A 22,301-nucleotide genomic window follows, 5' to 3' on the forward strand; every position below is an offset into this window, starting at 1 on the left:
TTGTGACATTGCCCGCGCAAAACTTGCTTGCCGACGAGGCCAGCCCCTATCTGCAGCAGCACAGCGGCAATCCCGTACATTGGCGGGGGTGGTCACCGGCATCGCTGGAAGAGGCAAAGGCCCTGGACAGGCCTATCCTGCTCTCCATCGGCTACGCCGCCTGCCATTGGTGCCATGTCATGGCCCATGAAAGCTTCGAGAACGACGACGTTGCCGCCGTCATGAACCGTCTGTTCGTCAATATCAAGGTCGACCGCGAGGAGCGCCCCGACATCGACCAGATCTATATGGCCGCACTGTCCTCGATGGGCGAGCAAGGCGGTTGGCCGCTGACCATGTTCCTGGCGCCCGATGGCAAACCGTTCTGGGGCGGCACCTATTTCCCGCGCGAGCCGCGCTATGGCCGGCCGGGGTTCATCCAGGTGATGGAAGCGGTCGACAAGGCCTGGCGCGAAAAGAGGGCGAGCCTGCACCAGAGCGCCGACGGCCTGACCTCCCATGTCGAGGCGCGGCTCTCCGCCACGCATTCCAAGGCGCTTCTCGATCGCGATGCGCTGTCCGACCTGGCCGGCCGCGTCAGCGGCATGATCGACCGCGATCGCGGCGGCCTGGCCGGCGCGCCGAAATTCCCGAACGCGCCGTTCATGCAAACGCTGTGGCTGTCGTGGCTGCGCGACGGCAATGCCGCGCATCGCGACGACGTGCTCATCGGCCTCGAACATATGTTGAGCGGCGGCATCTACGATCACATTGGCGGCGGCCTCAGCCGCTACTCGACGGACGCCGAATGGCTGGTGCCGCATTTCGAGAAGATGCTCTACGACAACGCCCAACTCATCCGCTTCTGCAATTGGGCTCTTGCGGCGACCGGCAATGATTTGTTCCGGGTACGAATCGAAGACACGGTCGACTGGCTGCTGCGCGAAATGCGCGTCGATGGCGGCGCCTTTGCCGCCAGCCTCGACGCCGACAGCGACGGCGAGGAGGGCCTGTTCTACACCTGGAGCAGGGAAGAGATCGAATCTGTCCTTGGCGATGATTCAGCGTGGTTTTTCAATTACTTCACGCTTTCCAGCCCACCCGGCTGGGAGGGCAAGCCGGTTGTCCATCAAACCCTCTCCCAGCAAGCGCTTGGGGCGACCGACCGCGAACAACTGGTGCCGCTCAAGGCAAGGCTTCTCGCCGCCCGGGAAGAACGCGTCAGGCCTGGGCTTGACGCAAAGACCCTTACCGACTGGAACGGCCTGATGATCGCAGCACTCGCCGAGGCCGGCCGCTCGCTGGCACGGCCGGATTGGATCGAGGCCGCGGCAAAGGCGTTTGCCTATATCAGCGCCGCCAGCCGCGACAATCGCTTGCCGCATTCCATGCTTGGTATCAGGAAATTGTTTCCCGCTCTATCGAGCGACTATGCCGCCATGACCACCGCGGCGATCTCGCTGTTTGAAGCCACAGGCGATTGGAACTATGTCGACAAGGCCAGCCGGTTCCTCGAACAGCTCGACCATTGGCACGCCGACGCGCAGGGCACGGGCTATTATCTGACCGCCTCGGACAGCACCGATGTGCCGATCCGCATCAGGGGCGATGTCGATGAGGCCATTCCGTCAGCCACCAGCCAGATCATCGAGGCGCAGGTGCGGCTCGCCTCCGTCACCGGCAATCTCGATTTGCAGGAGAAGGCGTGGAAAACCGCCGAGCACGCCGCCGGCCGCGCCGCGCACCAGGCCTATGGCCAGGCGGGCATCGTCAATGCCTGCGCGCTTGCCATCGAACCGCTGAAACTGGTCGTCGTCGACGAGCCGGAAGATCAAAAACTCGTTCCGGTCGTTAATCGAAACCCTGATCCCCGCCGCGTCGACATCGTCGTGCCGATCGGTACGGCGGCGAATCGACCCTTGCTGCCCGGCGGAATTCTGCCGCCGACCAACCGGCGCGGCGCCTGGCTGTGCACCGGCCAGGTCTGCCTGCCGGTGGTTGCGGATCCCGATGAGCTGGAAGGACTGTTGCGCAGTTCGTCATCCTATAGCGCAGCAAGGAGCGACGCGACGCACCGCGGACCCTAGGACGTCACGGGATGGATCCACGGCTCAAGCCCGAGGATCACGAAGAGAAAGGCCGCCTCGCTTCGATTATGTATTCATCGAATCGAAGAAATCGCCGTTGGTCTTGGTCTGCTTCAGCTTGTCGATCAGGAACTCGATTGCGTCGGTGGTTCCCATCGGCGCCAGGATGCGGCGCAGCACGAAGATCTTCTGCAGGTCCTGACGCGACACCAGCAGGTCTTCCTTGCGGGTGCCGGACTTGAGGATGTCGATGGCCGGATAGATGCGCTTGTCGGCCACCTTGCGGTCGAGCTGGATTTCGCAGTTACCGGTGCCCTTGAACTCTTCGAAGATGACTTCGTCCATCCGGCTGCCGGTGTCGATCAGCGCCGTGGCGATGATGGTGAGCGAGCCGCCTTCCTCGATGTTGCGGGCGGCGCCGAAGAAGCGCTTCGGGCGCTGCAGCGCGTTGGCGTCGACACCGCCGGTCAGCACCTTGCCGGAGGACGGCACGACGGTGTTGTAGGCGCGGCCGAGGCGGGTGATGGAATCCAGCAGGATCACCACATCACGGCCGTGCTCGACCAGGCGCTTGGCCTTCTCGATGACCATTTCGGCGACCTGGACGTGGCGCACCGCCGGTTCGTCGAAGGTCGAGGAGACCACTTCGCCCTTCACCGAGCGCTGCATGTCGGTCACTTCTTCCGGACGCTCGTCGATCAGAAGCACGATCAGATAGCATTCCGGATGATTGGCGGTGATCGAGTGCGCGATGTTCTGCAAAAGCACCGTCTTACCGGTACGCGGCTGTGCGTTGATCAGCGCGCGCTGGCCCTTGCCGATCGGCGCCACCAGGTCGATCACGCGAGGCGATATGTCCTTGCTTGGCGGATTGTCGACCTCCATCTTCAGCCGCGAGGTCGGATAGAGCGGCGTCAGATTGTCGAAGTGGATCTTGTGGCGGATCTTTTCGGGATCGTCGAAATTGATCGTGTTGACCTTGAGCAGCGCGAAATAGCGCTCGCCCTCCTTCGGGCTGCGGATCGGTCCTTCGACCGTATCGCCGGTCTTCAGCGAAAAGCGCCGGATCTGCGACGGCGAGATGTAGATGTCGTCGGGACCCGGCAAATAGTTGGCATTGGCGGAGCGCAGGAAGCCGAAGCCGTCCTGCAGCACCTCGACCACACCGTCACCGATGATTTCGATGTCCTGGGCGGCGAGCTTCTTCAGGATCGCGAACATCAGCTCCTGCTTGCGCATGACGCTGGCGTTCTCGACCTCGAGCGATTCGGCATAAGCGATCAGCTCTGGCGGCTTCTTGTTCTTGAACTCGGTGAGTTTCATTTCTTGCATTAGACGGACTCTGGGTAGGCTTTGGGGAAAAGATCGGCGGGATGCGACAAATGCCGGGCGCGGCCGAAAGCAATGACGGGCGGCGCATGACGGGAAGGAAGACCCGTCTTGTATCGTCGGTCGGCTGAAAGAGCAAGCCGCCTTTTGAGCGGGTCCGATGAAGCCTCAGAAGGGCTTCACGACGACCAGGATCACGATTGCGATCATCAGCAATGTGGGGATCTCGTTGACGATCCGCCAGTGCCTTGCCGGTTTTTCGTTGCGGTCCTCGGCGAATTTGCGCACCGCGGCGGCCAGATAGCCGTGAATGCCAGACAAGATCAGCACCAGGCCGATCTTGGCATGCAGCCAGCCGCCCTGGAACGCAAAGATTTTCCAGGCCAGCCACAGCCCGAACACCCAGGTGAGGATCATCGCCGGATTGATGATGCCGCGCAGCAGACGCCGCTCCATCACCTTGAATGTCTCGGATTGGACGGAGTCCTTCTCCGCGTCAACGTGATAGACAAACAGGCGCGGCAGATAAAGCATGCCGGCCATCCAGGAGATGACGGCGAGGATATGGATCGCCTTTGCCCAGGGATAGAAGCTTTCCGGCGCGAAGAAAAACAAAAGCGCGGTGAGAACGATCAGGACAGCGATGCCGATGACCATGCGCTTCATCGCCTGGCCGGTGCTATTGGTGTTGCTTCTGTCAGTCATCAGCGTGCCGCACTCCGCACCTGTTTCACCATCGCCTCGACATGCGCCACCGGCGTGTCGGGCGTGATGCCATGGCCGAGATTGAAGATCAGCGGCCCGTCCCCCAACGCCCGAAGGATCGCCCCGACCCCGTCGGCCAATGCCTGGCCGCCGGCGACCAGCCGCAACGGATCGAGATTGCCCTGGACGGCTCCCTGCCGCTGCAACGCCTTCGCTGCCTCGAGCGGCACCGTCCAGTCGATGCCCAGCCCTGTCACCCCGGTCTTCTCGCGATAACTCTGGTAGCGAGCTCCGGCGCCCTTGGGAAACCCGATGATCGGCACGTCGGGATGCACGGCCCGAACTTGCCTGACGACCTCTGCGACCGGCTCGACGCAGAACTCTTCGAATGTAGCATCGTCGAGCACCCCCGACCAGGAATCGAAGATCTGCACGACATCCGCGCCCGCCTCGATCTGGCGGATCAGGTAGGAAGCCGAATGATCGGCGAGCACTTTCAGCAGCTGTCGAAACGCCGCCGGCTCGCGGTAGGCGAATAGCCGCGCCGGCGCCTGGTCCGGCGTACCGTGGCCGGCGATCATATAGGTCGCCACCGTCCAGGGCGCGCCGCAAAAGCCGATCAGCGTCGTCTCGTCGGGCAATTTCGCCCGCAGCCGGCGAAGCGTCTCGTAGACCGGTTCGAGATTCACGTGAAACATGTCGCTTCCCAGCGCCGCGATCTCCGCCGCTGAAATCGGTGTCAGCAGCGGTCCGCGCCCTTCCTCGAAGCGCACGTCGCGGCCAAGCGCATGGGGAACGACAAGGATGTCCGAGAACACGATCGAAGCGTCGAAGCCGAAACGCTCGATCGGCTGCAGCGTCACTTCGACGGCGAGGTCGGGGTCGTAGCAGAGATCAAGGAACGAACCGGCACGCCTTCGCGTCTCACGATATTCCGGCAGATAGCGCCCGGCTTGGCGCATCATCCAGAGCGGAGGAGGAAACACCGTCTTGCCCTTCAGGACATCCAGCATGATCCGTCTTGCAGGCATCGAACGCTCGCCTCTCCCGGCTTCCTCTTAATCAAATATCTTATTTTAAAAGAGTCTTCTGATTCTAAGAGTCTGTTGGTTGTGGTGGTTGTCACCTGTCCCGCTTTGGCCGCCAAAACGCCAGCAAGCATATTGTCGCGCACTGCCGATCGCGGTTTGCAGGGTTCTGGGGACAATCAGGAATCTCGCAGAGGAGTCAATGCGCTAGATCGACCGCCCTCGAGACCTGCCCTGTGGACGAACGAAAGGCAAAGCGCTTCGTCCACGGACTTGTCCCCAGCCGTCCGGCGAAGCTGACAGCGCATCGAATTGTGGACAAACCGGCATCTGATACAGTCGCCTTTCGCCGGCATGCCTGCCCGTTCGATCTTATCCACATCCGCCCACAGCCCCAGGTGACCCCCTGTGAACAAACCCCAAAGCTTCTTCCACCTGCACCTGATTTCCGACGCCACCGGGGAAACGCTGCTCGCCGCCGGCCGCGCCGCTTCGGCGCAGTACAAGGATGCGCGCGCCATCGAACACATCTACCCGCTCATCCGCACCGAAAAGCAGATAGCCAAGGTGTTCGAGGACATAGAGGAGGAGCCGGGCATCATCCTCTACACGGTGGTCGACCAGAAGCTGGCGCACGGCATCGACGAACGCTGCGCGGCCATGGGCCTGCCCTGCGTGTCCGTGCTGGAGCCCGTGCTGACCGTCTTCCAGTCCTATCTCGGAACGCCGGCCGGCCGCCGCGTCGGCGCCCAGCATGTTCTCGACGCCGAATATTTCCGGCGCATCGATGCGCTCAACTTCACCATGGACCATGATGACGGCCAGCTGCCGGCAAACATGGATGACGCCGATGTCGTGCTGATCGGCATTTCGCGCACCTCGAAGACGCCGACCAGCATCTATCTCGCCAACCGTGGCATCAAGACCGCCAACATCCCGATCGTGCTCGGCGTGCCGGTGCCCGAAAGCCTGGTCAACGCCAGGACGCCGCTGATCGTCGGATTGATCGCCACCGCCGAGCGCATATCGCATGTGCGCCAGAACCGCATCCTCGGCAATTCGAGCACCTACGTGCCGACCGACTATGTCGACCGCGCCGCCATCAACGAGGAGCTCGCCTATGCCCGCCAGATCTGCATCCGCCATGGCTGGCCGATGATCGACGTCAGCCGCCGCTCGATCGAGGAGACGGCGGCGGCGATCGTTGCCCTTAGGGGGAAGACGCGCTAGGGCAGACGAGAGAAGTGCGCTACGGAACACCAACCCCTGTGAGTCAGCATGACAGAAAAAATCATCCTCGCTTCGGGCAGCCCGTTCCGCAAGGCGATGCTGGCCGATGCCGGCGTCGACATCGAGGCGGTTCCCGCGACGCTTGACGAGCGGGCGCTGGAAGCCCCTTTGCAGGACAGCGGCGCCTCGCCAGAGGACGTCGCCCTGGTGCTCGCCGAAGCCAAGGCCACCGAAGTCAGCGAGCGCAGGCCCGGCGCGCTGGTGCTCGGCTGCGACCAGACGCTGTCCTTGGGCGACGAGGTGTTCCACAAGCCCGCCGACATGGAGGGCGCGCGCCGCCATCTCCTGGCGCTGTCGGGCAGGACTCATCAGCTCAACAGCGCCGCCGTGCTGGTGCGCGACGGCAAGGTGCTGTGGCGCCATGTCGGCATCGCCTCGATGACTATGCGCAAGCTCGACCCCGCCTTCATCGGCCGGCATCTCGCCAGGGTTGGCGCCAAGGCATTGTCGAGCGTCGGCGCGTATCAAATCGAAGGCGAAGGCGTCCAGCTGTTCGAAAAAATCGAAGGCGACCATTTTACCATTGTCGGCCTGCCACTGCTGCCGTTGCTGGCGGAGCTCCGTACCTTGGGAGCCATCGATGGCTGACGCAATGAAGAAGGCCTTCGTCACCGGCCATCCGATAAAACATTCGCGCTCGCCGATGATCCACGGCCACTGGCTGGCCAAGCACGGCATTGACGGCAGCTACCAGGCGATCGACGTAGCGCCGCGGGACTTCGCCGATTTCCTGGCGAGCATGCGGGCCAACGGCTATCGCGGCGGCAACGTCACCATCCCGCACAAGGAGGCGGCCTTTGCTGGGGTCGCGCGCCGCGACCATGCGGCGGACGAGATCGGCGCCGTCAACACGCTGTGGCTCGAGGACGGCACTTTGTGGGGCGGCAACACCGACGGCCATGGCTTTGCCGCCAATCTCGACGATTACGCTGCGGGCTGGGCGACCAATGGCCCGGCCGTGGTGCTGGGTGCCGGCGGCGCTTCCCGTGCCGTCATCCACGCGTTGAAGGAGCGCGGCGTCGGTGATATCCGCATCGTCAACCGCACGCTCGCCCGGGCGATTGAATTGCGCGACCGCTTTGGCGCCGGCGTCTCGGCGCACGAAATGGTCGCGACCGCCGAATTGTTGGGCGACGCCGGCCTGCTGGTTAACACCACCGCGTTGGGCATGCAGGGCAATGAGGGTTTGCCCGCCGACCCCACGCTGCTGCCCGACCATGCCGTGGTCAACGACATCGTCTACGTGCCGCTCGAAACCCCCCTGCTCGCGGCCGCACGGGCACGGGGGCTGAAGACGGTCGACGGGCTCGGCATGCTGCTCAACCAGGCGGTGCCCGGCTTCGAGCGCTGGTTCGGCGTCAGGCCGAAGGTTACCGCTGAACTCCGCGCGCTCATCGTTGCCGATCTTGTGCCTAAGTCTCCGGCGTCGAAACCATGATCGTGCTCGGCCTCACCGGCTCGATCGGCATGGGCAAGTCGACGACGGCCAGGATGTTCGCCGAGGCCGGCGTGCCGGTGCATGATTCCGACGAGACGGTGCATCGCCTCTATGCCGGCAAGGCGGCCCCCTTGGTCGAGGCCGCCTTTCCCGGCACCACCATTGGCGGAAGCGTCGACCGCGCAAAACTCGCCGCCCGTGTACTCGGCGATGCGGCGGCCTTGAAAAAGCTCGAGGCCATCATCCATCCGCTGGTCCGCGCCGATGCCGATGCCTTTTTGGCCAGGCATCGTAACGCGGGCGAATCGATCGCGGTGCTCGACATCCCCCTGCTGTTCGAAACCGGCGGCCGTGGCCGGGTCGACAAGGTCGTCGTCGTCACCGCGCCGGACGAAGTCCAGCGCCAGCGCGTGCTGGCGCGGCCTGGCATGACCGAGGAAAAACTGGCGTCGATCGTGGCCAAGCAGGTGCCGGATGCCGAAAAGCGCCGGCTGGCCGATTTCGTCATCGATACCGGCGAGGGGCTGGAGGCCGCGCGTGCCGCGGTTTCGGCGATTGTTGCCGAAATCAAGGGGGGTTCTGGCCGCTAGCTTTTTCCTTCTCCCCTTGTGGGAGAAGGTGGATCGGCGCGTAGCGCCGAGACGGTTGAGGGGTGTTCCAGCGAAGTGAGGCGCTGATAATCGCTGTGCGATCGTGGCCGGAAAGCTGTTGCCAAGCTGGAGCACCCCTCATCCGGCCGCTTCGCGGCCACCTTCTCCAACAAGGTTAGAAGGAAAAGAGGCATTGCCCATTGCCATTTTGTTCCGGTCTAACGATTCTGTTCCCAGGAGCGACCTGATTCGATGCGTGAGATCATTTTCGATACGGAAACCACCGGCCTCGATTCGCGCGACGACCGCGTGATCGAGCTTGGCGGCGTCGAGCTGGTCAATCGTTTTCCGACCGGCAGGACCTTCCATCACTACATCAACCCGCAAGGCCGTGCGATCCACGCCGAGGCGCAGTCGGTACACGGCATCAGCGCGGCCGACCTCGCGGGCAAGCCGAGCTTCGCCGAAATCGCCGAGGAATGGCTGAAATTCACGGAAGGCGCCAAGCTGGTCGCCCACAACGCCACGTTCGATATCGGCTTCCTCAATGTCGAATTCGGCCGGCTCGGCCACCCCCCCGTCGACAACGGGCTTGTCGTCGACACACTGGCCCTGGCGCGCCGCAAGCACCCGATGGGTCCCAATTCGCTCGACGCGCTGTGCCGGCGCTACGGCATCGACAACACAAAGCGCACCAAGCATGGCGCCCTGCTCGATTCCGAATTGCTGGCCGAGGTCTATATCGAGCTGATCGGCGGCAAGCAGGCGGCGCTGATCCTCGACAGCGCAAGCGCACCGGCGCGGGGCGGCGACAATGTCCGCCAGATCGAGATTATCGTAGCCGAACGGCCGGCGCCACTGCTGCCGCGTCTGACAGAGGCGGAGCGCGCGGCGCATGCAGCCATGGTCGCCACGCTCGGCGACAAGGCGCTATGGCTGAAAGCCTCCCCCCAGGAAGCAGCCCAGGCGCTGTCCTCATAAAAGCCGTCCGGCGAGCGGCCTCAGTAGGGCCACTCTCCCCGGCCCAGCGCGGCGACCGCCGCGATGATGCGCGCAAAGGCTTCCGCCGCGGCCGGCACGGTCGTGCGGGCGCGCAGGAAACTGTGCACGAGGCGGGGTTCCTCATGCCACCAGGCCTTGCCGCCAGCCTCCAGAATACAGTCGCGATAGGCCTCGCCATCCGACGACAGCGGGTCGCATTCGGCCGTGATGATCATTGTCGGCGGCAGGCCGGAGAAATCGCGATCGCGCAATGGCGAGAAGGTCGGATCGTCGGGCGATTGCTTCCTGGCTGACCTGACGTCGCGGTAGAAGGCGGCATCGCCTGTCGACAGCAGCGGCGCGTCAGCGTGCTCGACATAGGAGCCCATCGTCTCGTTGCCGCCGAGATCGGGATAGATCAGCACCTGGCCGATCGCGGCGCGCGGGTGGTGACGCGTGGCCTGTGCCACCGCCGCCGCCAGGTTGCCGCCGGCACTTTCGCCGCAGAGCACGAGCGGCAGGTCGCTGCTTGCCGCCCATTCGAAAGCCGCCAGCGCATCGTCGAAGGCGGCGGGGTGGAGATGCTCGGGCGCCAGCCGGTAGTCGACCGACAGCACGTCGAAGCCGGTGCCGGCGCAGATTTCGGCGCAGATGTCGTCATGGCTTTCGAGCCCGCCAAGGATGAAGCCGCCGCCGTGGAAATAGAGCACTGTCGCACGCGGCGCCGCGCCGGCGAGCCGGTAGCGGCGGACCGGGATGCCATGCTTCGAAGCGGCGACCAGGCTGTCGCTGGCCTTGACCCCGGCCGGACGGCCCTGGTGGAAAGCCCGGCACATCCTGGCATAAACCGCGCGCTGCTTGTCGACCGGCAGGCCGGCGATCTCGGGCGGGTACCAGGCGTTGACGCTGTCTATATAGGCCCAGAGCGCGGGGTCGAGCCAAGGTCCGTATTTGCCGCGGCTGGTCATTTCACTCCGAGGGGCACGTCAAAGCTCGGTATAGAGGCGGGCGGCGTTTTCAAAGGTGAAGCGCAGGGGTACCGAGCCCTCGACCTGCCAGACGGTGACCGTCTCGCCGGCCAGCAGCCGGCAGGCGCCTTCCGTATCGGTGACCGCGCCGCCATAGAGCCGGTTGGCAAGGTTGAGAATGGCGGTCTGGTGCATGGCCGCGCTGCCGCTGCCGCAGGCATCCTTGACCAGAAGCACGCGAAAGCCCTTCGCCACCGCGTCCTTTACCGACGCGTCGATGCAGGCCTCGGTCCACACGCCAGCGATGACCAGCCATTCGATGCCGGAAGCCTTGAGCCGGTCGCCCGCCGGACCGGAGCGGAAGGCGCTGGCCTCCGCCTTGATCAGCAGCGCCTCGCCATCCGCCGGCGCCACCTCGCGGCAGATTTCGGTCAGCGGGTCGCTTTTGTCGGAAAAGGCCGACTTGCCGTCTTCGCCGACCGGATGAAAGGGCCGGTCCTGGCTGTCGAGATCGACAATATAGGCCCAGTGCTGAAGCGGCACATGGTTCTGCCGCGCCGTCGCCTGCAGGCGCTGGACGTTGGCGAGGATTTTTTCGTAGCCCTCGACGAGATAGCGCGGGTCCTGCCGGTGCTCTTCCTGCAGGTCGATGAAGATGGCGGCCACCGTGCCGCGCTTGATCGAGATAGGGGCTTTCATGCGGATGCGCCTGGGCCCCAAGATATTTCCAAATGCTGGAGGGACAGTGCCCCCCTCTGCCCCGCCGGGCATCTCCCCCTCGAGGGGGGAGATTGGCGGTTGGAGTGCTTTCGCCAATCACCAGCATTGCAGGAAAAAGCGCTGCAAGCGAAGCTGCCGATCTCCCCCCTAAAGGGGGAGATGTCCGGCAGGACAGAGGGGGGCGCCAAGGAATGAGGCGCTCGTTCTTCAGTTGCAATACGTCGCTGAGGTGAGCAACCAGCATCAAACCTCTTTCTCCAAAAACTCGTCCTCGTAGGGAAAGCGCGACAGAAGCTCGGTGCCGGTGTCGGTGATCAGGATCTCGTCCTCCAGCTTGACGCCCTCGCGGCCGCCTTTCTCGCCAATATAGCTTTCCACGCTCACCACCATGCCTGGCACGATATGGCCGTCGCGGCCATAGGTCTCGTAATCCATGGCATGCGCGATGAACGGTGTCTCGCCATGCATGCCGACACCGTGCATGACCGAGGTGTATCGCTGGTCGACGAAGCGGTCCGGAATCTTCCACGCCTTCTCGGCGATTTCGCGGAAGGCCATGCCGGGTTTGACGATCGAAATGTTGTGCTGAACCTGGTCGTGCGCCATGCGGTAGAGCGACTTCTGATAGGGGGTCGGCTTGCCCGGCCCGCAGCGGAAAGTTCGGGAGAAATCCGAGTAATAGCCATAGCAGCCGATTGTGTCGGTATCGAGCGCCAGCAACTCGCCGGGCCTGATCTTGCGGCCGCTGGCCTCGTTGAACCAGGGATTGGTGCGCTGGCCCGAGGTCAGCAGCCGGGTCTCGATGAACTCGCCGCCCTGGCGGATAACCTCGCCATACATGATGGCGAACAGCTCGTTTTCAGATACGCCGGGCTTGATCGCCTCGCGCACCGCATAGACCGCCGCCTCGGCGCCGGCCATCGACACCTGCAGGCATTTCACCTCCTCGGGCGTCTTCACCGCGCGCACCGCTAAAATCTCGCCCTGGCAATCCCGGACCTCGCAGCCGCGCTTTTCCAGCGCTAGCGCCTGCAGATGGCTGCAGCGGTCGAGCCCGAGCTTCATCGAGCCGCCGCCATGCTTTTTCAGCAGCTCGGCGATCTCGTCGGCGAAGGGACCGGCGGTTTCGTCGTCGCGGCCCGACACGGAAGACCACACAAGCTTGGACGGACGCGCCTCGTCGATCGTGTCGAGCACCATCGAGACATGGTAGCTCTGCGGATATTCGAACAGCACGATCGGCCCGTCGGTCGGAATGAAGAAATAGCGGGTCGAGTTGCGCAGGAAATAGCCGAACATGTTGCGCGAGCCGGTGGCGTAACGCTGGTTATAGGGGTCGAACAGCACCACGCCGCCATAGCCGGCCTCGCGCATCCAGCCGCGCAGTTTGTTGAGCCGGCCTTTGCGCAAGGCGTCGGCATCGATGAAGGACGGTTCCGTATCCGACAGCCACATGCCGCCCGCCGGATCGGCGGCGGCCGGGTGGCGCATGCGATCCTTGAAGTCGACGTCCTCGGTGCTGTCGGGGTCGAATACGACGATGCTCATGGGGTGGCTGGCCTTGGGTGGGTTGCAAGGTGTGACCATGGCGCAGGTGGGGTGCGGGAATTGTGCGGAAAACCGCGTGGGTTGTGCGGAATGCCGCTGACGATGGAATGCTGGCGGGACAGCGCCCCCCTCTGCCCTGCCGGACATCTCCCCCTCAAGGGGGGAGATTGGATGTTATGCCGGGTTTTGCCAATCCTCCACCGTTGAACAAGAAGCGAGGTTGGCGAAGCTGCCAATCTCCCCACTTGAGGGGGAGATGGCCGGCAGGCCAGAGGGGGGCGCTGTCCCGCCAGCATTCGAAAGTCCTAACGCCGTCGCGCCATCTTCGGTGCATGCCCATGCTCCTCGCGAAAAGCCCGGGCAAAACTCGACATCGAGGCAAAGCCGCAGGCCAGCGCCACGTCGCGCACGGCGAGCGTCGAATGCGCCAGCAGGTCGGCGGCGCGCTTCAGCCTGAGCCTCCGATAATAGCCGTTCGGCGAGATGGCGAGTTCGGAGCGGAAGGAGCGTTCGAGCTTGTCGGAGGACACGCCGAGCTTCGCGGTCAGCTCGGCCATGCCGAGCCGCTCCTCCACCGCATCTTCCATGATGGCGATGGCCGACAGCACAAGCTCGTTCTGTACCCCGGTACGCAGGCGCAGCGGCATCAGCTTGCGGTCGACGCTCGATCGCAAGGGACTGTGCACGAACCATTCGGCGACGCCGGCGGCAAGCTCGGCGCCGTAATCGCGGGTGATGATCTCCAGCATCATGTCGAGGCTGCCGACGCCGCCGGCCGAAGTGAAACGCTTGCGGTCGATGACATAGAGGTCGCGTCTAAGCTCGATGTTGGGAAAGGCCTCGGTGAAGGCGGCCTGGCTGGTCCAGTGCAAGGTACAGGCATGGCCGTCGAGCAGGCCGGCCCGCGCCAGGAAGAACGCCGCGTCCGCCACCGCGCCGATATGAGCGCCGGCGCGCAGGCTGCGGCGGATCCAGCTCGCCGCGTCCTCGGCCACGAGGTGATCGGCGTCGCCGCCCGAGCAGACCACGATGCGGTCGACCTTGGGTGCGGCCTCGGCGTAAAACCTTGGCTGGATGACGACCCCATTGGAAGCCTCGACCGGATCCTGCGTCGCCCCGACGATGATCCAGCGGTAGCATTCCCGCTTCGCCAGTATGTTGACGGCGCGCAGCGGCTCGATGACGGAGCTGAACGCCATCATCGGAAAGCCGGGGAACACCAGCACCGCGAAGGTGAGGGGTGCGTCTGTGGGTGGTTCGCGCGTGGACATGGGCGCTACATCTCGGGCAGATGGCGCTTGTGGTCAACGGTGTTTGGCCGACCGCTGCTCGATGCGGCTGCTGATCTTCACCGTTGAGGCGCGTGTCGACGTCGCGGCATGGATCCTAGGGCCTCCGCGACGTCGCTTCGCTCCTGCTCATCCCTAGGATGACGAAAACAAGAACGGCCAAAAGGCCCGCCGCGAACGTTTGAGATTGGCAAGTTGCTCCGCATCTGGTTGTGCATGAAGGGGATCCGAATTTCGCACCTGAAGACTTTCGAGATTAGCCGAAACAATCCTCAATTCGTGATCCTAGGGCGGAGCAAGGAGCGAAGCGACGCGGCGCAGACCCTAGGATCCATGCCGCGACGTTCGTGAGAGAACCCCAAGCTCGCGGTGCAGGTTACCACCGACGCTTCTCGGTCGTGCCGAGAGCCACTCAACCCCCCAGTGCCTGATCCAGGTCCGCAATCAGATCATCGCCGTCCTCGATGCCCGCCGACAATCTCACCAGCGAATCCGATATGCCGATCTCCGCCCGCTTCCCGGCGGGAATGGAGCCATGCGTCATCAGCGCCGGGTGTTCGATGAGGCTCTCCACCCCGCCGAGACTTTCGGCCAGCGTGAACAGCTGGGTGCGTTCGAGGAAGCGTTTGGTGCCGGCAAGGTCGCGATCGAGCACGGCTGATATCATGCCGCCGAAGGCATGCATCTGCTGGACTGCTATGGCGTGCTGGGGATGGCTGGCGAGGCCGGGATAGATGACGCGGCGCACATCCCTGCGGGCTTCCAGCCATTGCGCGATTTTCAGGCCGTTGGCGGAATGACGCTCCATCCTGAGCGCCAGGGTCTTCAGCCCGCGCAGCGCCAGGAAACTGTCGAACGGACCCGATATGGCGCCGATGGCGTTCTGCAGGAATTTCAGCCGGTCGGCGAGATCCCTGTTGTCGCCGACGACAGCGACGCCGCCGACCATGTCGGAATGGCCGTTCAGATATTTGGTCGTCGAGTGGACCACGATGTCGATGCCGAGCTCCAGCGGCCGCTGGATGTAAGGGCTGCAGAAGGTGTTGTCGGCGACCGAGAGGATCCCCTTGCGCCTGGCGAGCCTCGCGACGCCCTCGAGGTCGACGATGCGCAGCAGCGGATTGGTCGGCGTCTCGACCCACAGCATCTTGGTCTCCGGCCGGATCGCCGCCTCGACCGCCGCAAGGTCGGTGAAGTCGACGAAGCTCACCTGGAGATTGGCCGAGCGCTTGCGCACCCGCTCCATCAGCCGGAACGAGCCGCCATAGATGTCGTCGGTGGCCACGATATGCGCGCCGGAATCGAGCAGTTCCAGCACGGTGGCGATCGACGCCAGGCCGGAGGCAAAAGCGAAGGCCGCCGAGCCGCTTTCCAGGTCCGCCACCGCGCGCTCGAAGGCGAAGCGGGTCGGGTTTTGGCTGCGGGCATATTCGAAACCCTTGTGCACGCCGGGCGACTGCTGGCCATAGGTCGAGGTGGCGTAGATCGGCACCATCACAGCACCGGTCAGCGGATCGTGGCTCTGGCCGCCATGGATGGTGCGGGTGGAGAAGGCCAGGCGGTTCTTGCCGGATGTGGTCATTTTGCGCGGCGCCTCAGATGGTTGATCAGGTCGATACGGGTAATCAGGCCGACGAACTCGTCGCCGTCGAAGATGATGGCGACCTCGTTGCGGTCGAACACCGGCAGCAGCGCGTCCAGCGTCTGGCTGGCCTGCAGCGTGTGCAGATTGGAGGTCATGGCCGTTTTCACCGGGCCGCTGAAGCGCTCCCAGCGCCCGTCATAGGGGCCGTCGACATGGGCCAGGATGTCGCTTTCGTCGACGATGCCGACCAGCTTGCCATTGTCGAGCACCGGCAACTGCGAGACGTCGGAGCGGCGCATGCGGCCATAGGCGTTGAGCAGGCTCTCGTCCGGGCCGACGTAGACCGTGTCGCCGGTGCGGTGGGTGCGCATGACGAGGTCGCGCAGGTCGCCATGCTGCTCGTGTTCGGCCAGCCCCTGCTCGGCCAGCCAGAAATCGTCGAACACTTTTGACAGGTACTTGTTGCCGCTGTCGCAGACGAAGGTGACGACGCGCTTGGGCACCGTCTGTTCGCGGCAATAGCGCAGGGCGGTCGACAGCAGCGTGCCGGAGGAAGAACCGGCCAGGATGCCTTCGCGGGACAACAGATCCCGCACCGCCAGCATGCTCTGCTTGTCGGTGATGGAATAGGCTTTCCTGACCAGCGACAAATCGGCGTTGGGCGGCACGAAATCCTCGCCGATGCCTTCCACTGTCCAGTTTCCCGCCTCTTCCATCTTGCCGGTCTTGATCAGCGGCGCCAGCACCGAGCCGACCGGATCGGCCAATACCATTTCCGTCTTCGGCGACGCCTTGGCGAAAAAGCGGCCAAGCCCGGTCAGCGTGCCGCCCGAGCCGACGCCGACCACCACCGCGTCGACGTCACCGTCAAGCTGCGCGAAAATCTCGGGGCCGGTGGTCGTCTCATGCGCCAGCGGGTTGGCCGGGTTGGCGAACTGGTTGGCATAGAAGGCGCCGGGCAGTTCGGCGGCAATCTTCTCCGCCATGTCCTGGTAATATTCGGCATGACCCTTGCCGACATCGGAGCGCGTCATGTGCACTTCGGCGCCGAGCGCGCGCAGATGCTGGATCTTTTCGCGCGACATCTTGTCTGGAACCACCAGGATGATGCGGTAGCCCTTGGGAATGCCGACCTGGGCGAGGCCAAGGCCGGTATTGCCGGCGGTCGCCTCGACGATCGTGCCGCCGGGCTTCAGCCTGCCATCCTTCTCGGCCGCCGCGATCATCGACAGCGCGATGCGGTCCTTGATCGAGCCGCCCGGGTTCTGGCTCTCGAGCTTGATGAACAGCCGGCATTTTCCCGTGTCGAATTTGGTCAGCTCGACGATGGGCGTCTGGCCAATGAGATCGAGAACCGACGCATAGGGCGGACGCAGGCGGGATGTTGCGGTGTCCGACGGGGCGCTGTCGGCAGTGGCTTTTCTGTGCTCGCTCATGTCGGAGCCTCCATGGATCAACCTAGCGTCTTTTCCAGCCGATCGCTGTTGGAAAGAAGATAGATCGTGCCAATCCGGTGGCCAGACGGGGAATGAAATTCCAGCGGCCCATCAGGGCGAAGCAGTGCGGTGCCGACCGAGACGCCGGCGGGACAGCGCCCCCTCTGCCCTGCCGGGCATCTCCCCCTCGAGGGGGGAGATCGGCAGCTTCGCCGGCCACGCCATCTTTACAACGTCGAGTATTGGCGAAGACCGTCGGAACAGCAATCTCCCCACTTGAGGGGGAGATGGCCGGCAGGCCAGAGGGGGGCGCCGTAGAGCGCCGACCTTAACGGCCCAAGCCGCCGAACTGTCCGGCCCGTCCAACGAACCATCTCGTTCGTTGAAGCCGCCGATTTGGCCATGCTAGCCGAACATACGCCATACCAGCACAAGGAGACGGCCGATGAAGATCCTCGCCTATGACAACTTCAAACCCGGCGTCACCCTCGCCGACTTGAAACCTCATCTTCGCGATGAAGTCTCGAATGTCTGGCGGCTGTGGAAGGCGGGCATAGTGCGCGAAAACTATGCGCGCGCCGATGTCGGCGGCGTCATCATCGTTTTCGAGCTCGACACTGTCGAAGAAGCCAGGAACTACACCGACGACTTCCCGCTGTCGAAGGCCGGGCTGCTGGAATGGCATTTTCTTGCCTTCGATTCCGCGCCGTTGCCGCTCGAATACCTCTTCGATCCAACGGTCGATCTCGCAAAACCCTGGGACCGGACAGCGGCATGATCCGGTCGAGCGAAGGGATGGAGATACCGACCAGCCTGGCGGAGTGGTGCAATCCGCGCCGCATGGCGCTGGTGGTCTACGACATGCAGGTCGGCATCTGCCGCCAGATCGCCGGCGCGGCCGACATTGTCGAGGCCACCGGCAGCGTCCTCGAAGCCGCCCGCTCGGCCGGCATGCGGGTGGCGTTCACGCGCCATCTCTCCTTGCCGCGCAAGTGGATGGGCGCCACCCAGCTGCGCACCGCAATGGCCTGGCAGCGGCGCGACAGTCCCGACACGGTCGAGCCCTGGTTCCCGCGCGATGCCGAGGCGACGGCGATCGTTCCCGAACTCGCGCCACGCGCCGAAGAGGCGGTGTTCGACAAGCTGACCATGTCGGCCTTCGATTCCACGGCGCTGAGCTTTGCCTTGCGCGATTGCGGTGTGCGCGCCGTCGCGCTCGCCGGCGTGGCGATGGAGATCGGCATCGAGCCGACCGTTCGCCAGGCGACCGACAATGGTTTTGTGGCCGTGGTGATCGAAGATGCCTGCGGCTTCGGTAACCGGCAGGCCCGTGACCGCTCGATGGCCACGCTTGGCTTCCTCGGCGAGGCTGTCATCACCGATGTCGAGGGTTTCCGCGGTGCGCTTGCCGCCAGGAGCTAGGCGCCTTGTCGGGTCTCGATATCGGTGCGGAAGCGGACGCCGTCCGCGCGTCCGTGCACATTGCCCCAGTCGTAGAGCGCCTCAAGCGCCGCGGCCAGATCGCGGCCACGCTCGGTCAAGACATAGCGTCCCTTTCCGTCCGGCGACGCCTCCAGCGCGACAAACCCGATCTCGACGAGATCGGCAAGGCGCTGCGTCAGCATCTTGTCGGAAAGCGAAGGGATCGATCGGCGCAGCTCGGAATAGCGCAGCGGTCCTTGCTTGATACGGGCCAGGATCACCGTCTTCCATTTGCCGCCGAGTGCGTCGAGCGCGAACTCGACCGGACAGCCGTAAAGTCTTCCGCGTTGTGCCATGCCGCCATCGTAAGCAACGCCCGGCGGCGACGGAAGCGGATTTTGCCCGGCCATATGGCCAGATTGCAGCATTAGGCTTTATCGGCGACAGCTTCATAGAGGAGAGCTACGATGAGTGTACGGGACGCCAATCCGGTCAATGCACGCAAGCCGAAACGCGTGGCGATCGTCATCGCCAATCCTGCCGTCTCGACCACGACCGGCTGGCTGGTCGGCTTTTGGTGGAGCGAGCTGACGCACCCGTGGTTCGCTTTCACCGAGCGTGGTTATGATGTCGAGATCTTCTCGCCCGATGGCGGCCGATGCGAGGCCGACGCGCTGAGCGATCCGCGTGATCCCTCGGGCTATTCCGAAACCGACCTCATCTCGCTCGGCTTCATCTCGAGCCCGAAACTGGCGAGCCTGGTCGACAACACAAGGCCGGTGGCGGAGATCGAGCTCGACAGTTTCGACGCGATCGTCGTCGCCGGCGGCCAGGCGCCGATGTTCACCTATGATCGGGCGGAAACGCTGCAGCGGACCTTCGTTGCCTTCCATGAAGCGGGCAAGGTGGCGGCAGCTCTTTGCCATGGCACGGCGCTGCTGCGCTATGCCAGGCGCGCCGATGGATCGCTGCTCGCCGCCGGCAAGACGGTGACCGGGTTCGCCAATATCGAGGAGGATTTTGCCGACCACGCGACCTGGCGGATGGGCGCGCTGGAGCGCGGAAAACATTTGATGCCATGGCGGATCGAGGATGAGCTCAAGGCAATCGGCGCCAACTACATCCAGGCCGGTCTGTGGCGCGCCTTTGCGGTGCGCGACGGCAACCTGATCACCGGCCAGCAGAACTTTTCCGGCGCCGAGACCGCGCGCGCCGTGTGTGAGGCATTGGGCGGCTGAACCGTCTCGTCCGGCGGACAGCGGAAGGGACTTCAGTCTTAGTTGAGCAATGGCTAATATAGATATAGCTTGGTCATGCGGGAGACGATCCCAAATCGAAGCCTAACCCGCAATGGCCGGTGCGACCCGCTTTCAACCCAAGCATCCCCGCACCGGCCATTCTTTTTCGTGGGGTAGCCCATGACCAGCCTGAAATCGCAACCTTGGGGGGCGCGATGTCGGCATTTCGGGGAGGAAATCCAGTCGAAGGCGGGAGCATCGCGCTCCCTTTGCAAGAGGTCTGCGTCAAGCCGTGAATATCTTAATTGGCTAAAGTGCGGAACGTCCAATGGACAAGTCCGGAACGTTTGAAGGCCCCTCGGACCAAGGCCTACCGGTGCGCAAGACTTTAGTCCTGCCGTCTTATAGCTAAGAACGGAAGTTGTTCGGCCCAGATAGGGCCACCTGGGCTAAATACCAGACTGCACTCAGCCGACTATGGTGCGATCGCGGAAGACGCTTTCGGGTTGAGCCGGATGCGGGTCTGCCAAATATACGATCGCCGCCGGAATTGCTCTATCCCAGCAACAGCTTGCTCAGCCTGGCGCACTGGACGCGGATATCGGGAATGGCGTCGATCTCGAAGAAGGTGCCGCGCGTCAGCGGCCCGACGGCGAGGATTTTTCGCGAGACGGTGCCGTCGGCGGCGATAATCTCGCAATTGGCCGAGACGTCGAGGCCGATGCGCAGCGGATCGGGACGCGCCAGGCCGCGGTCGACCAGCGAGCGCACCACGCTGTTCGACGAGGTCGAGATGTCGCGCACGATGCCGGAGCAATCATAGATGCGGGCGACGTCGAATGTTTCGAGACGCTGTGTGTGGCGCGACTGGACCTCGACCGCGAAGCCGTCGCCCGGGGTGACGCCGACGACGCGCCCGGCGATCGGCCGGATGCGTCCGGATTGCACGGCCTCCGTCACCCTGGCGTAGACCTCGGGTGCCATGCGATGGCGATGGATGTCCCACCACGCCTTGGTGTGTTCGACGAAGCGGCGCTTGGCCGAGGCGGGCCAGTTCTGCCAGATCTTCTGGTTGAAGGGGCGCAGGCCGTCGACGACGTCGCGCCAGTCGACGCCGGCCTTCTGGTTCTCGCGGATGAGGTCGCGGAACCAGCCGACGAAATAGGAGAGCTGGGTGCCGAGCGGGATGTCGGCGACGTCGAGCTTGATCGGATTGCCCTTGCGGTGCGGCGAGGGCAGCAGGCCACGCCGCGACACCGCGATGATGTCGCCGCGATGGCCGCGCTGCTCCAGGGAAAGGAAGGCATCGACCATGCTGAGCCCGGTGCCCAGCACCAGGATCCGATTGTCCTGATCGAGCGCGGTATCGGCCTCCGAGCCCATCCGGATCGCATGGCCCTGCGCGGGCTGTTCGTCATGGCCGGTGGCCAGCACGGCAAGATGGGCAACCACGCTGGTGCCGTTGGCGAGCGCCACCTCGACCCCGGATCCGGTGGGCGAAATCGACAGGCTCTCCTCGCGGATCAGGCGCAGCCGGCCGGTCTCGCGCTCGCGCGTCTCCAGATCGTCGAGCAATTCCTTGAGATAGCGCGCATAGAGGCTGCGCGGCGCGTACACCGGAGCCTGCTCCGGTGTCGCCAGCCCCCGTTCCAGCAGCCAGCGCCAGAAATTGCCGGGATCGTCGGCATAGGCGCTCATGCCGGCCGCACTGACATTCAGCACATGCGCCGACAGCAGCGTCGAATAGGCTATGCCCTGGCCGAAATGCGGGCGCTTTTCGATCAGTGTGACGCGCAGATCCGGATTGGGCGATTTGAGCAGATGGGCGGCCAGCACCACGCCGCTGGCGCCACCGCCGACGATGATGATGGAACTGGGGGTGATGGAATCGGTCCGCCCGGTCATGCGCAAGCGAGCCCCGTGCCAGGCGCCGGCTTCAGGCCTGGACCTTCACCACGACCGGCAGGTCGCTCATACCCGACGCGATCGTAAGATCGTCGGCGTCCCTCGCGATCGTAAGATCGTCGGCGATGTCGCGCATCTTGGCGAGGCTGCGCTGGTCGAGCACCTCGGCGATCGCCTGCCGGACCTCGAGCATCAGATGTCGGACTTGGCATGTCGCCTCGTTGCAGTCTTCACAGCGCTGATATTGTGTGCGGCTGGCGCAGGGGATTGGGGCCAGCGGCCCGTCGAGGACGCGCACGACGTGGCCGACCTTGATTTCGTCGGCGGGCCGCGCCAGGCGGTAGCCGCCCTCCTTGCCCTTGCGGCTCTGAACGAAGCCGGCATTGCGCAGCTCGCCGAGAATGGCGTCGAGAAACTTTTTCGGGATGTTGTTGCCGGTCGCGATATCGCCGACGAAGGCGAGCTGTCCGGCCGGCATCCGCGCGAGATGGACGAGCGCCTTGAGGCCGTACTTGCCTTTCTTGGTGAGCATGAACCGAACGTTTCTCTGTCATGCGATGGCCCTAGGTGTGGAGCCTCAACAGGTTGTCCTTGGTCAGGCCCAGGCGGCTGATTGGCGGTTTGGACTTTAGGCTTCCGTGCGGACGGTGCCAATTGTACCGATGCAGCCATATGGGCAACTCGGCGGCGCGATGGTCGGAGTTCGCATAAGCCACGGCATATGCCCACTCCCTGAGTGCGGTCTGGATGAACCGCTCGGCCT

General features: G+C 64.1%; 22 protein-coding genes. 9 read left to right on the forward strand and 13 right to left on the reverse strand.

Annotated elements, in window-relative coordinates; translation table 11 throughout:
* Positions 1-2: 2 nt before the first annotated feature.
* Entirely contained in the window at positions 3-2,066 is a 2,064-nt protein-coding gene (locus O7A61_RS12185; RefSeq protein WP_337130009.1) for a thioredoxin domain-containing protein, read from the forward strand.
* Between the two features lie 66 nt (positions 2,067-2,132).
* Here the strand turns inward: O7A61_RS12185 and rho are convergent, their stop codons facing one another.
* From rho to hemE, 3 genes are all read right to left on the reverse strand, one after another.
* Positions 2,133-3,398: a transcription termination factor Rho gene (rho, locus tag O7A61_RS12190; protein ID WP_140507185.1), complete on the reverse strand. Its 1,266-nt coding sequence runs from the start codon at positions 3,396-3,398 to the stop codon at positions 2,133-2,135.
* Positions 3,399-3,563: 165 nt separating this feature from the next.
* Positions 3,564-4,100 (reverse strand): protoporphyrinogen oxidase HemJ, encoded by a 537-nt coding sequence (gene hemJ, locus O7A61_RS12195; RefSeq protein ID WP_337129990.1) that lies wholly within the window; start codon positions 4,098-4,100, stop codon positions 3,564-3,566.
* Positions 4,100-5,131, reverse strand: coding sequence for a uroporphyrinogen decarboxylase (gene hemE, locus O7A61_RS12200; protein ID WP_337129991.1), 1,032 nt, complete (start codon positions 5,129-5,131; stop codon positions 4,100-4,102). Before hemE ends, hemJ begins: the two co-directional genes overlap by 1 nt.
* Positions 5,132-5,536: 405 nt before the next feature.
* Here hemE and O7A61_RS12205 point away from each other — a divergent pair, with 405 nt between their 5' ends.
* The 5 genes from O7A61_RS12205 (at position 5,537) to dnaQ (ending at position 9,427) form a co-directional block, all read left to right on the forward strand.
* Entirely contained in the window at positions 5,537-6,358 is an 822-nt protein-coding gene (locus O7A61_RS12205; protein WP_027145737.1) for a pyruvate, water dikinase regulatory protein, read from the forward strand.
* Positions 6,359-6,406: 48 nt separating this feature from the next.
* Positions 6,407-7,006 carry a Maf-like protein gene (locus O7A61_RS12210; RefSeq protein ID WP_337129992.1) on the forward strand — a complete coding sequence of 200 codons (600 nt, stop codon included), beginning with the start codon at positions 6,407-6,409 and terminating at the stop codon, positions 7,004-7,006.
* A complete protein-coding gene (locus tag O7A61_RS12215) occupies positions 6,999-7,856 on the forward strand; it encodes a shikimate dehydrogenase (RefSeq protein WP_337129993.1) in 858 nt (285 codons plus the stop codon). The genes O7A61_RS12210 and O7A61_RS12215 overlap by 8 nt, the downstream gene beginning before the upstream one ends.
* The gene (coaE, locus tag O7A61_RS12220; protein WP_337129995.1) at positions 7,853-8,446 is read left to right on the forward strand and encodes a dephospho-CoA kinase; all 594 of its coding nucleotides are present in this window, start codon (positions 7,853-7,855) and stop codon (positions 8,444-8,446) included. The genes O7A61_RS12215 and coaE overlap by 4 nt, the downstream gene beginning before the upstream one ends.
* 252 nt (positions 8,447-8,698) lie before the next feature.
* Positions 8,699-9,427: a DNA polymerase III subunit epsilon gene (gene dnaQ, locus O7A61_RS12225; RefSeq protein WP_140715786.1), complete on the forward strand. Its 729-nt coding sequence runs from the start codon at positions 8,699-8,701 to the stop codon at positions 9,425-9,427.
* A 20-nt stretch (positions 9,428-9,447) separates the two neighbouring features.
* On the opposite strand, the gene O7A61_RS12230 is transcribed toward dnaQ, so the two are convergent.
* The 6 genes from O7A61_RS12230 to O7A61_RS12255 all read right to left on the reverse strand — a co-directional run bounded on the left by O7A61_RS12230 (position 9,448) and on the right by O7A61_RS12255 (position 16,973).
* Positions 9,448-10,395 carry an alpha/beta hydrolase gene (locus O7A61_RS12230; protein ID WP_337129996.1) on the reverse strand — a complete coding sequence of 316 codons (948 nt, stop codon included), beginning with the start codon at positions 10,393-10,395 and terminating at the stop codon, positions 9,448-9,450.
* 18 nt (positions 10,396-10,413) lie between these two features.
* A complete protein-coding gene (locus O7A61_RS12235; protein ID WP_337129997.1) occupies positions 10,414-11,094 on the reverse strand; it encodes an isochorismatase family protein in 681 nt (226 codons plus the stop codon).
* A gap of 264 nt (positions 11,095-11,358) precedes the next feature.
* Positions 11,359-12,663, reverse strand: a complete 1,305-nt coding sequence (locus tag O7A61_RS12240) for a M24 family metallopeptidase (protein WP_337129998.1) — start codon at positions 12,661-12,663, stop codon at positions 11,359-11,361.
* A 305-nt stretch (positions 12,664-12,968) separates the two neighbouring features.
* Complete coding sequence (locus tag O7A61_RS12245) at positions 12,969-13,934, reverse strand: GlxA family transcriptional regulator (RefSeq protein ID WP_337129999.1); 966 nt, start codon at positions 13,932-13,934, stop codon at positions 12,969-12,971.
* 430 nt (positions 13,935-14,364) lie between these two features.
* Positions 14,365-15,534 carry a trans-sulfuration enzyme family protein gene (locus O7A61_RS12250; protein WP_337130000.1) on the reverse strand — a complete coding sequence of 390 codons (1,170 nt, stop codon included), beginning with the start codon at positions 15,532-15,534 and terminating at the stop codon, positions 14,365-14,367.
* Positions 15,531-16,973: a pyridoxal-phosphate dependent enzyme gene (locus O7A61_RS12255; RefSeq protein WP_337130001.1), complete on the reverse strand. Its 1,443-nt coding sequence runs from the start codon at positions 16,971-16,973 to the stop codon at positions 15,531-15,533. The genes O7A61_RS12250 and O7A61_RS12255 overlap by 4 nt, the downstream gene beginning before the upstream one ends.
* 445 nt (positions 16,974-17,418) lie before the next feature.
* Between O7A61_RS12255 and O7A61_RS12260 the strand changes: the two genes are divergently transcribed.
* Both O7A61_RS12260 and O7A61_RS12265 read left to right on the forward strand, forming a co-directional pair.
* On the forward strand, positions 17,419-17,751 hold the full coding sequence (locus tag O7A61_RS12260; RefSeq protein ID WP_337130002.1) for a hypothetical protein: 333 nt from the start codon (positions 17,419-17,421) through the stop codon (positions 17,749-17,751).
* A complete protein-coding gene (locus O7A61_RS12265; RefSeq protein ID WP_337130003.1) occupies positions 17,748-18,395 on the forward strand; it encodes a cysteine hydrolase in 648 nt (215 codons plus the stop codon). The genes O7A61_RS12260 and O7A61_RS12265 overlap by 4 nt, the downstream gene beginning before the upstream one ends.
* On the opposite strand, the gene O7A61_RS12270 is transcribed toward O7A61_RS12265, so the two are convergent.
* Complete coding sequence (locus O7A61_RS12270; RefSeq protein ID WP_337130004.1) at positions 18,392-18,751, reverse strand: winged helix-turn-helix transcriptional regulator; 360 nt, start codon at positions 18,749-18,751, stop codon at positions 18,392-18,394. The two genes, O7A61_RS12265 and O7A61_RS12270, sit on opposite strands and share 4 nt — an antisense overlap.
* 111 nt (positions 18,752-18,862) lie before the next feature.
* Here O7A61_RS12270 and O7A61_RS12275 point away from each other — a divergent pair, with 111 nt between their 5' ends.
* Positions 18,863-19,633 (forward strand): type 1 glutamine amidotransferase domain-containing protein, encoded by a 771-nt coding sequence (locus O7A61_RS12275; RefSeq protein WP_337130005.1) that lies wholly within the window; start codon positions 18,863-18,865, stop codon positions 19,631-19,633.
* A 555-nt stretch (positions 19,634-20,188) separates the two neighbouring features.
* Here O7A61_RS12275 and O7A61_RS12280 read toward each other — a convergent pair.
* The 3 genes from O7A61_RS12280 to O7A61_RS12290 all read right to left on the reverse strand — a co-directional run.
* The gene (locus O7A61_RS12280) at positions 20,189-21,538 is read right to left on the reverse strand and encodes an FAD/NAD(P)-binding protein (RefSeq protein ID WP_337130006.1); all 1,350 of its coding nucleotides are present in this window, start codon (positions 21,536-21,538) and stop codon (positions 20,189-20,191) included.
* A 31-nt stretch (positions 21,539-21,569) separates the two neighbouring features.
* On the reverse strand, positions 21,570-22,070 hold the full coding sequence (locus O7A61_RS12285) for an RrF2 family transcriptional regulator (protein ID WP_337130007.1): 501 nt from the start codon (positions 22,068-22,070) through the stop codon (positions 21,570-21,572).
* A 31-nt stretch (positions 22,071-22,101) separates the two neighbouring features.
* Positions 22,102-22,301, reverse strand: a 200-nt coding sequence (locus O7A61_RS12290) for an integrase core domain-containing protein (protein WP_337130008.1), incomplete at its 5' end; no start/stop codon positions are given.

Origin of the sequence: Mesorhizobium sp. Cs1321R2N1, from assembly GCF_037179725.1 — a bacterium.
GTDB lineage: Bacteria > Pseudomonadota > Alphaproteobacteria > Rhizobiales > Rhizobiaceae > Mesorhizobium > Mesorhizobium salmacidum.

What these genes read in the sequence shown, in the direction of transcription:
- O7A61_RS12285 (WP_337130007.1), bottom strand. Translation starts at nt 22,070, where the DNA reads ATGCTCACCAAGAAAGGCAAGTACGGCCTCAAGGCGCTCGTCCATCTC.
- O7A61_RS12230 (WP_337129996.1), bottom strand. Translation starts at nt 10,395, where the DNA reads ATGACCAGCCGCGGCAAATACGGACCTTGGCTCGACCCCGCGCTCTGG.
- O7A61_RS12215 (WP_337129993.1), top strand. Translation starts at nt 6,999, where the DNA reads ATGGCTGACGCAATGAAGAAGGCCTTCGTCACCGGCCATCCGATAAAA.
- O7A61_RS12265 (WP_337130003.1), top strand. Translation starts at nt 17,748, where the DNA reads ATGATCCGGTCGAGCGAAGGGATGGAGATACCGACCAGCCTGGCGGAG.
- hemJ (WP_337129990.1), bottom strand. Translation starts at nt 4,100, where the DNA reads ATGACTGACAGAAGCAACACCAATAGCACCGGCCAGGCGATGAAGCGC.
- O7A61_RS12210 (WP_337129992.1), top strand. Translation starts at nt 6,407, where the DNA reads ATGACAGAAAAAATCATCCTCGCTTCGGGCAGCCCGTTCCGCAAGGCG.
- O7A61_RS12255 (WP_337130001.1), bottom strand. Translation starts at nt 16,973, where the DNA reads ATGAGCGAGCACAGAAAAGCCACTGCCGACAGCGCCCCGTCGGACACC.
- O7A61_RS12260 (WP_337130002.1), top strand. Translation starts at nt 17,419, where the DNA reads ATGAAGATCCTCGCCTATGACAACTTCAAACCCGGCGTCACCCTCGCC.
- hemE (WP_337129991.1), bottom strand. Translation starts at nt 5,131, where the DNA reads ATGCCTGCAAGACGGATCATGCTGGATGTCCTGAAGGGCAAGACGGTG.
- O7A61_RS12250 (WP_337130000.1), bottom strand. Translation starts at nt 15,534, where the DNA reads ATGACCACATCCGGCAAGAACCGCCTGGCCTTCTCCACCCGCACCATC.
- coaE (WP_337129995.1), top strand. Translation starts at nt 7,853, where the DNA reads ATGATCGTGCTCGGCCTCACCGGCTCGATCGGCATGGGCAAGTCGACG.
- rho (WP_140507185.1), bottom strand. Translation starts at nt 3,398, where the DNA reads ATGCAAGAAATGAAACTCACCGAGTTCAAGAACAAGAAGCCGCCAGAG.
- O7A61_RS12235 (WP_337129997.1), bottom strand. Translation starts at nt 11,094, where the DNA reads ATGAAAGCCCCTATCTCGATCAAGCGCGGCACGGTGGCCGCCATCTTC.
- O7A61_RS12270 (WP_337130004.1), bottom strand. Translation starts at nt 18,751, where the DNA reads ATGGCACAACGCGGAAGACTTTACGGCTGTCCGGTCGAGTTCGCGCTC.
- dnaQ (WP_140715786.1), top strand. Translation starts at nt 8,699, where the DNA reads ATGCGTGAGATCATTTTCGATACGGAAACCACCGGCCTCGATTCGCGC.
- O7A61_RS12245 (WP_337129999.1), bottom strand. Translation starts at nt 13,934, where the DNA reads ATGTCCACGCGCGAACCACCCACAGACGCACCCCTCACCTTCGCGGTG.
- O7A61_RS12275 (WP_337130005.1), top strand. Translation starts at nt 18,863, where the DNA reads ATGAGTGTACGGGACGCCAATCCGGTCAATGCACGCAAGCCGAAACGC.
- O7A61_RS12280 (WP_337130006.1), bottom strand. Translation starts at nt 21,538, where the DNA reads ATGACCGGGCGGACCGATTCCATCACCCCCAGTTCCATCATCATCGTC.
- O7A61_RS12240 (WP_337129998.1), bottom strand. Translation starts at nt 12,663, where the DNA reads ATGAGCATCGTCGTATTCGACCCCGACAGCACCGAGGACGTCGACTTC.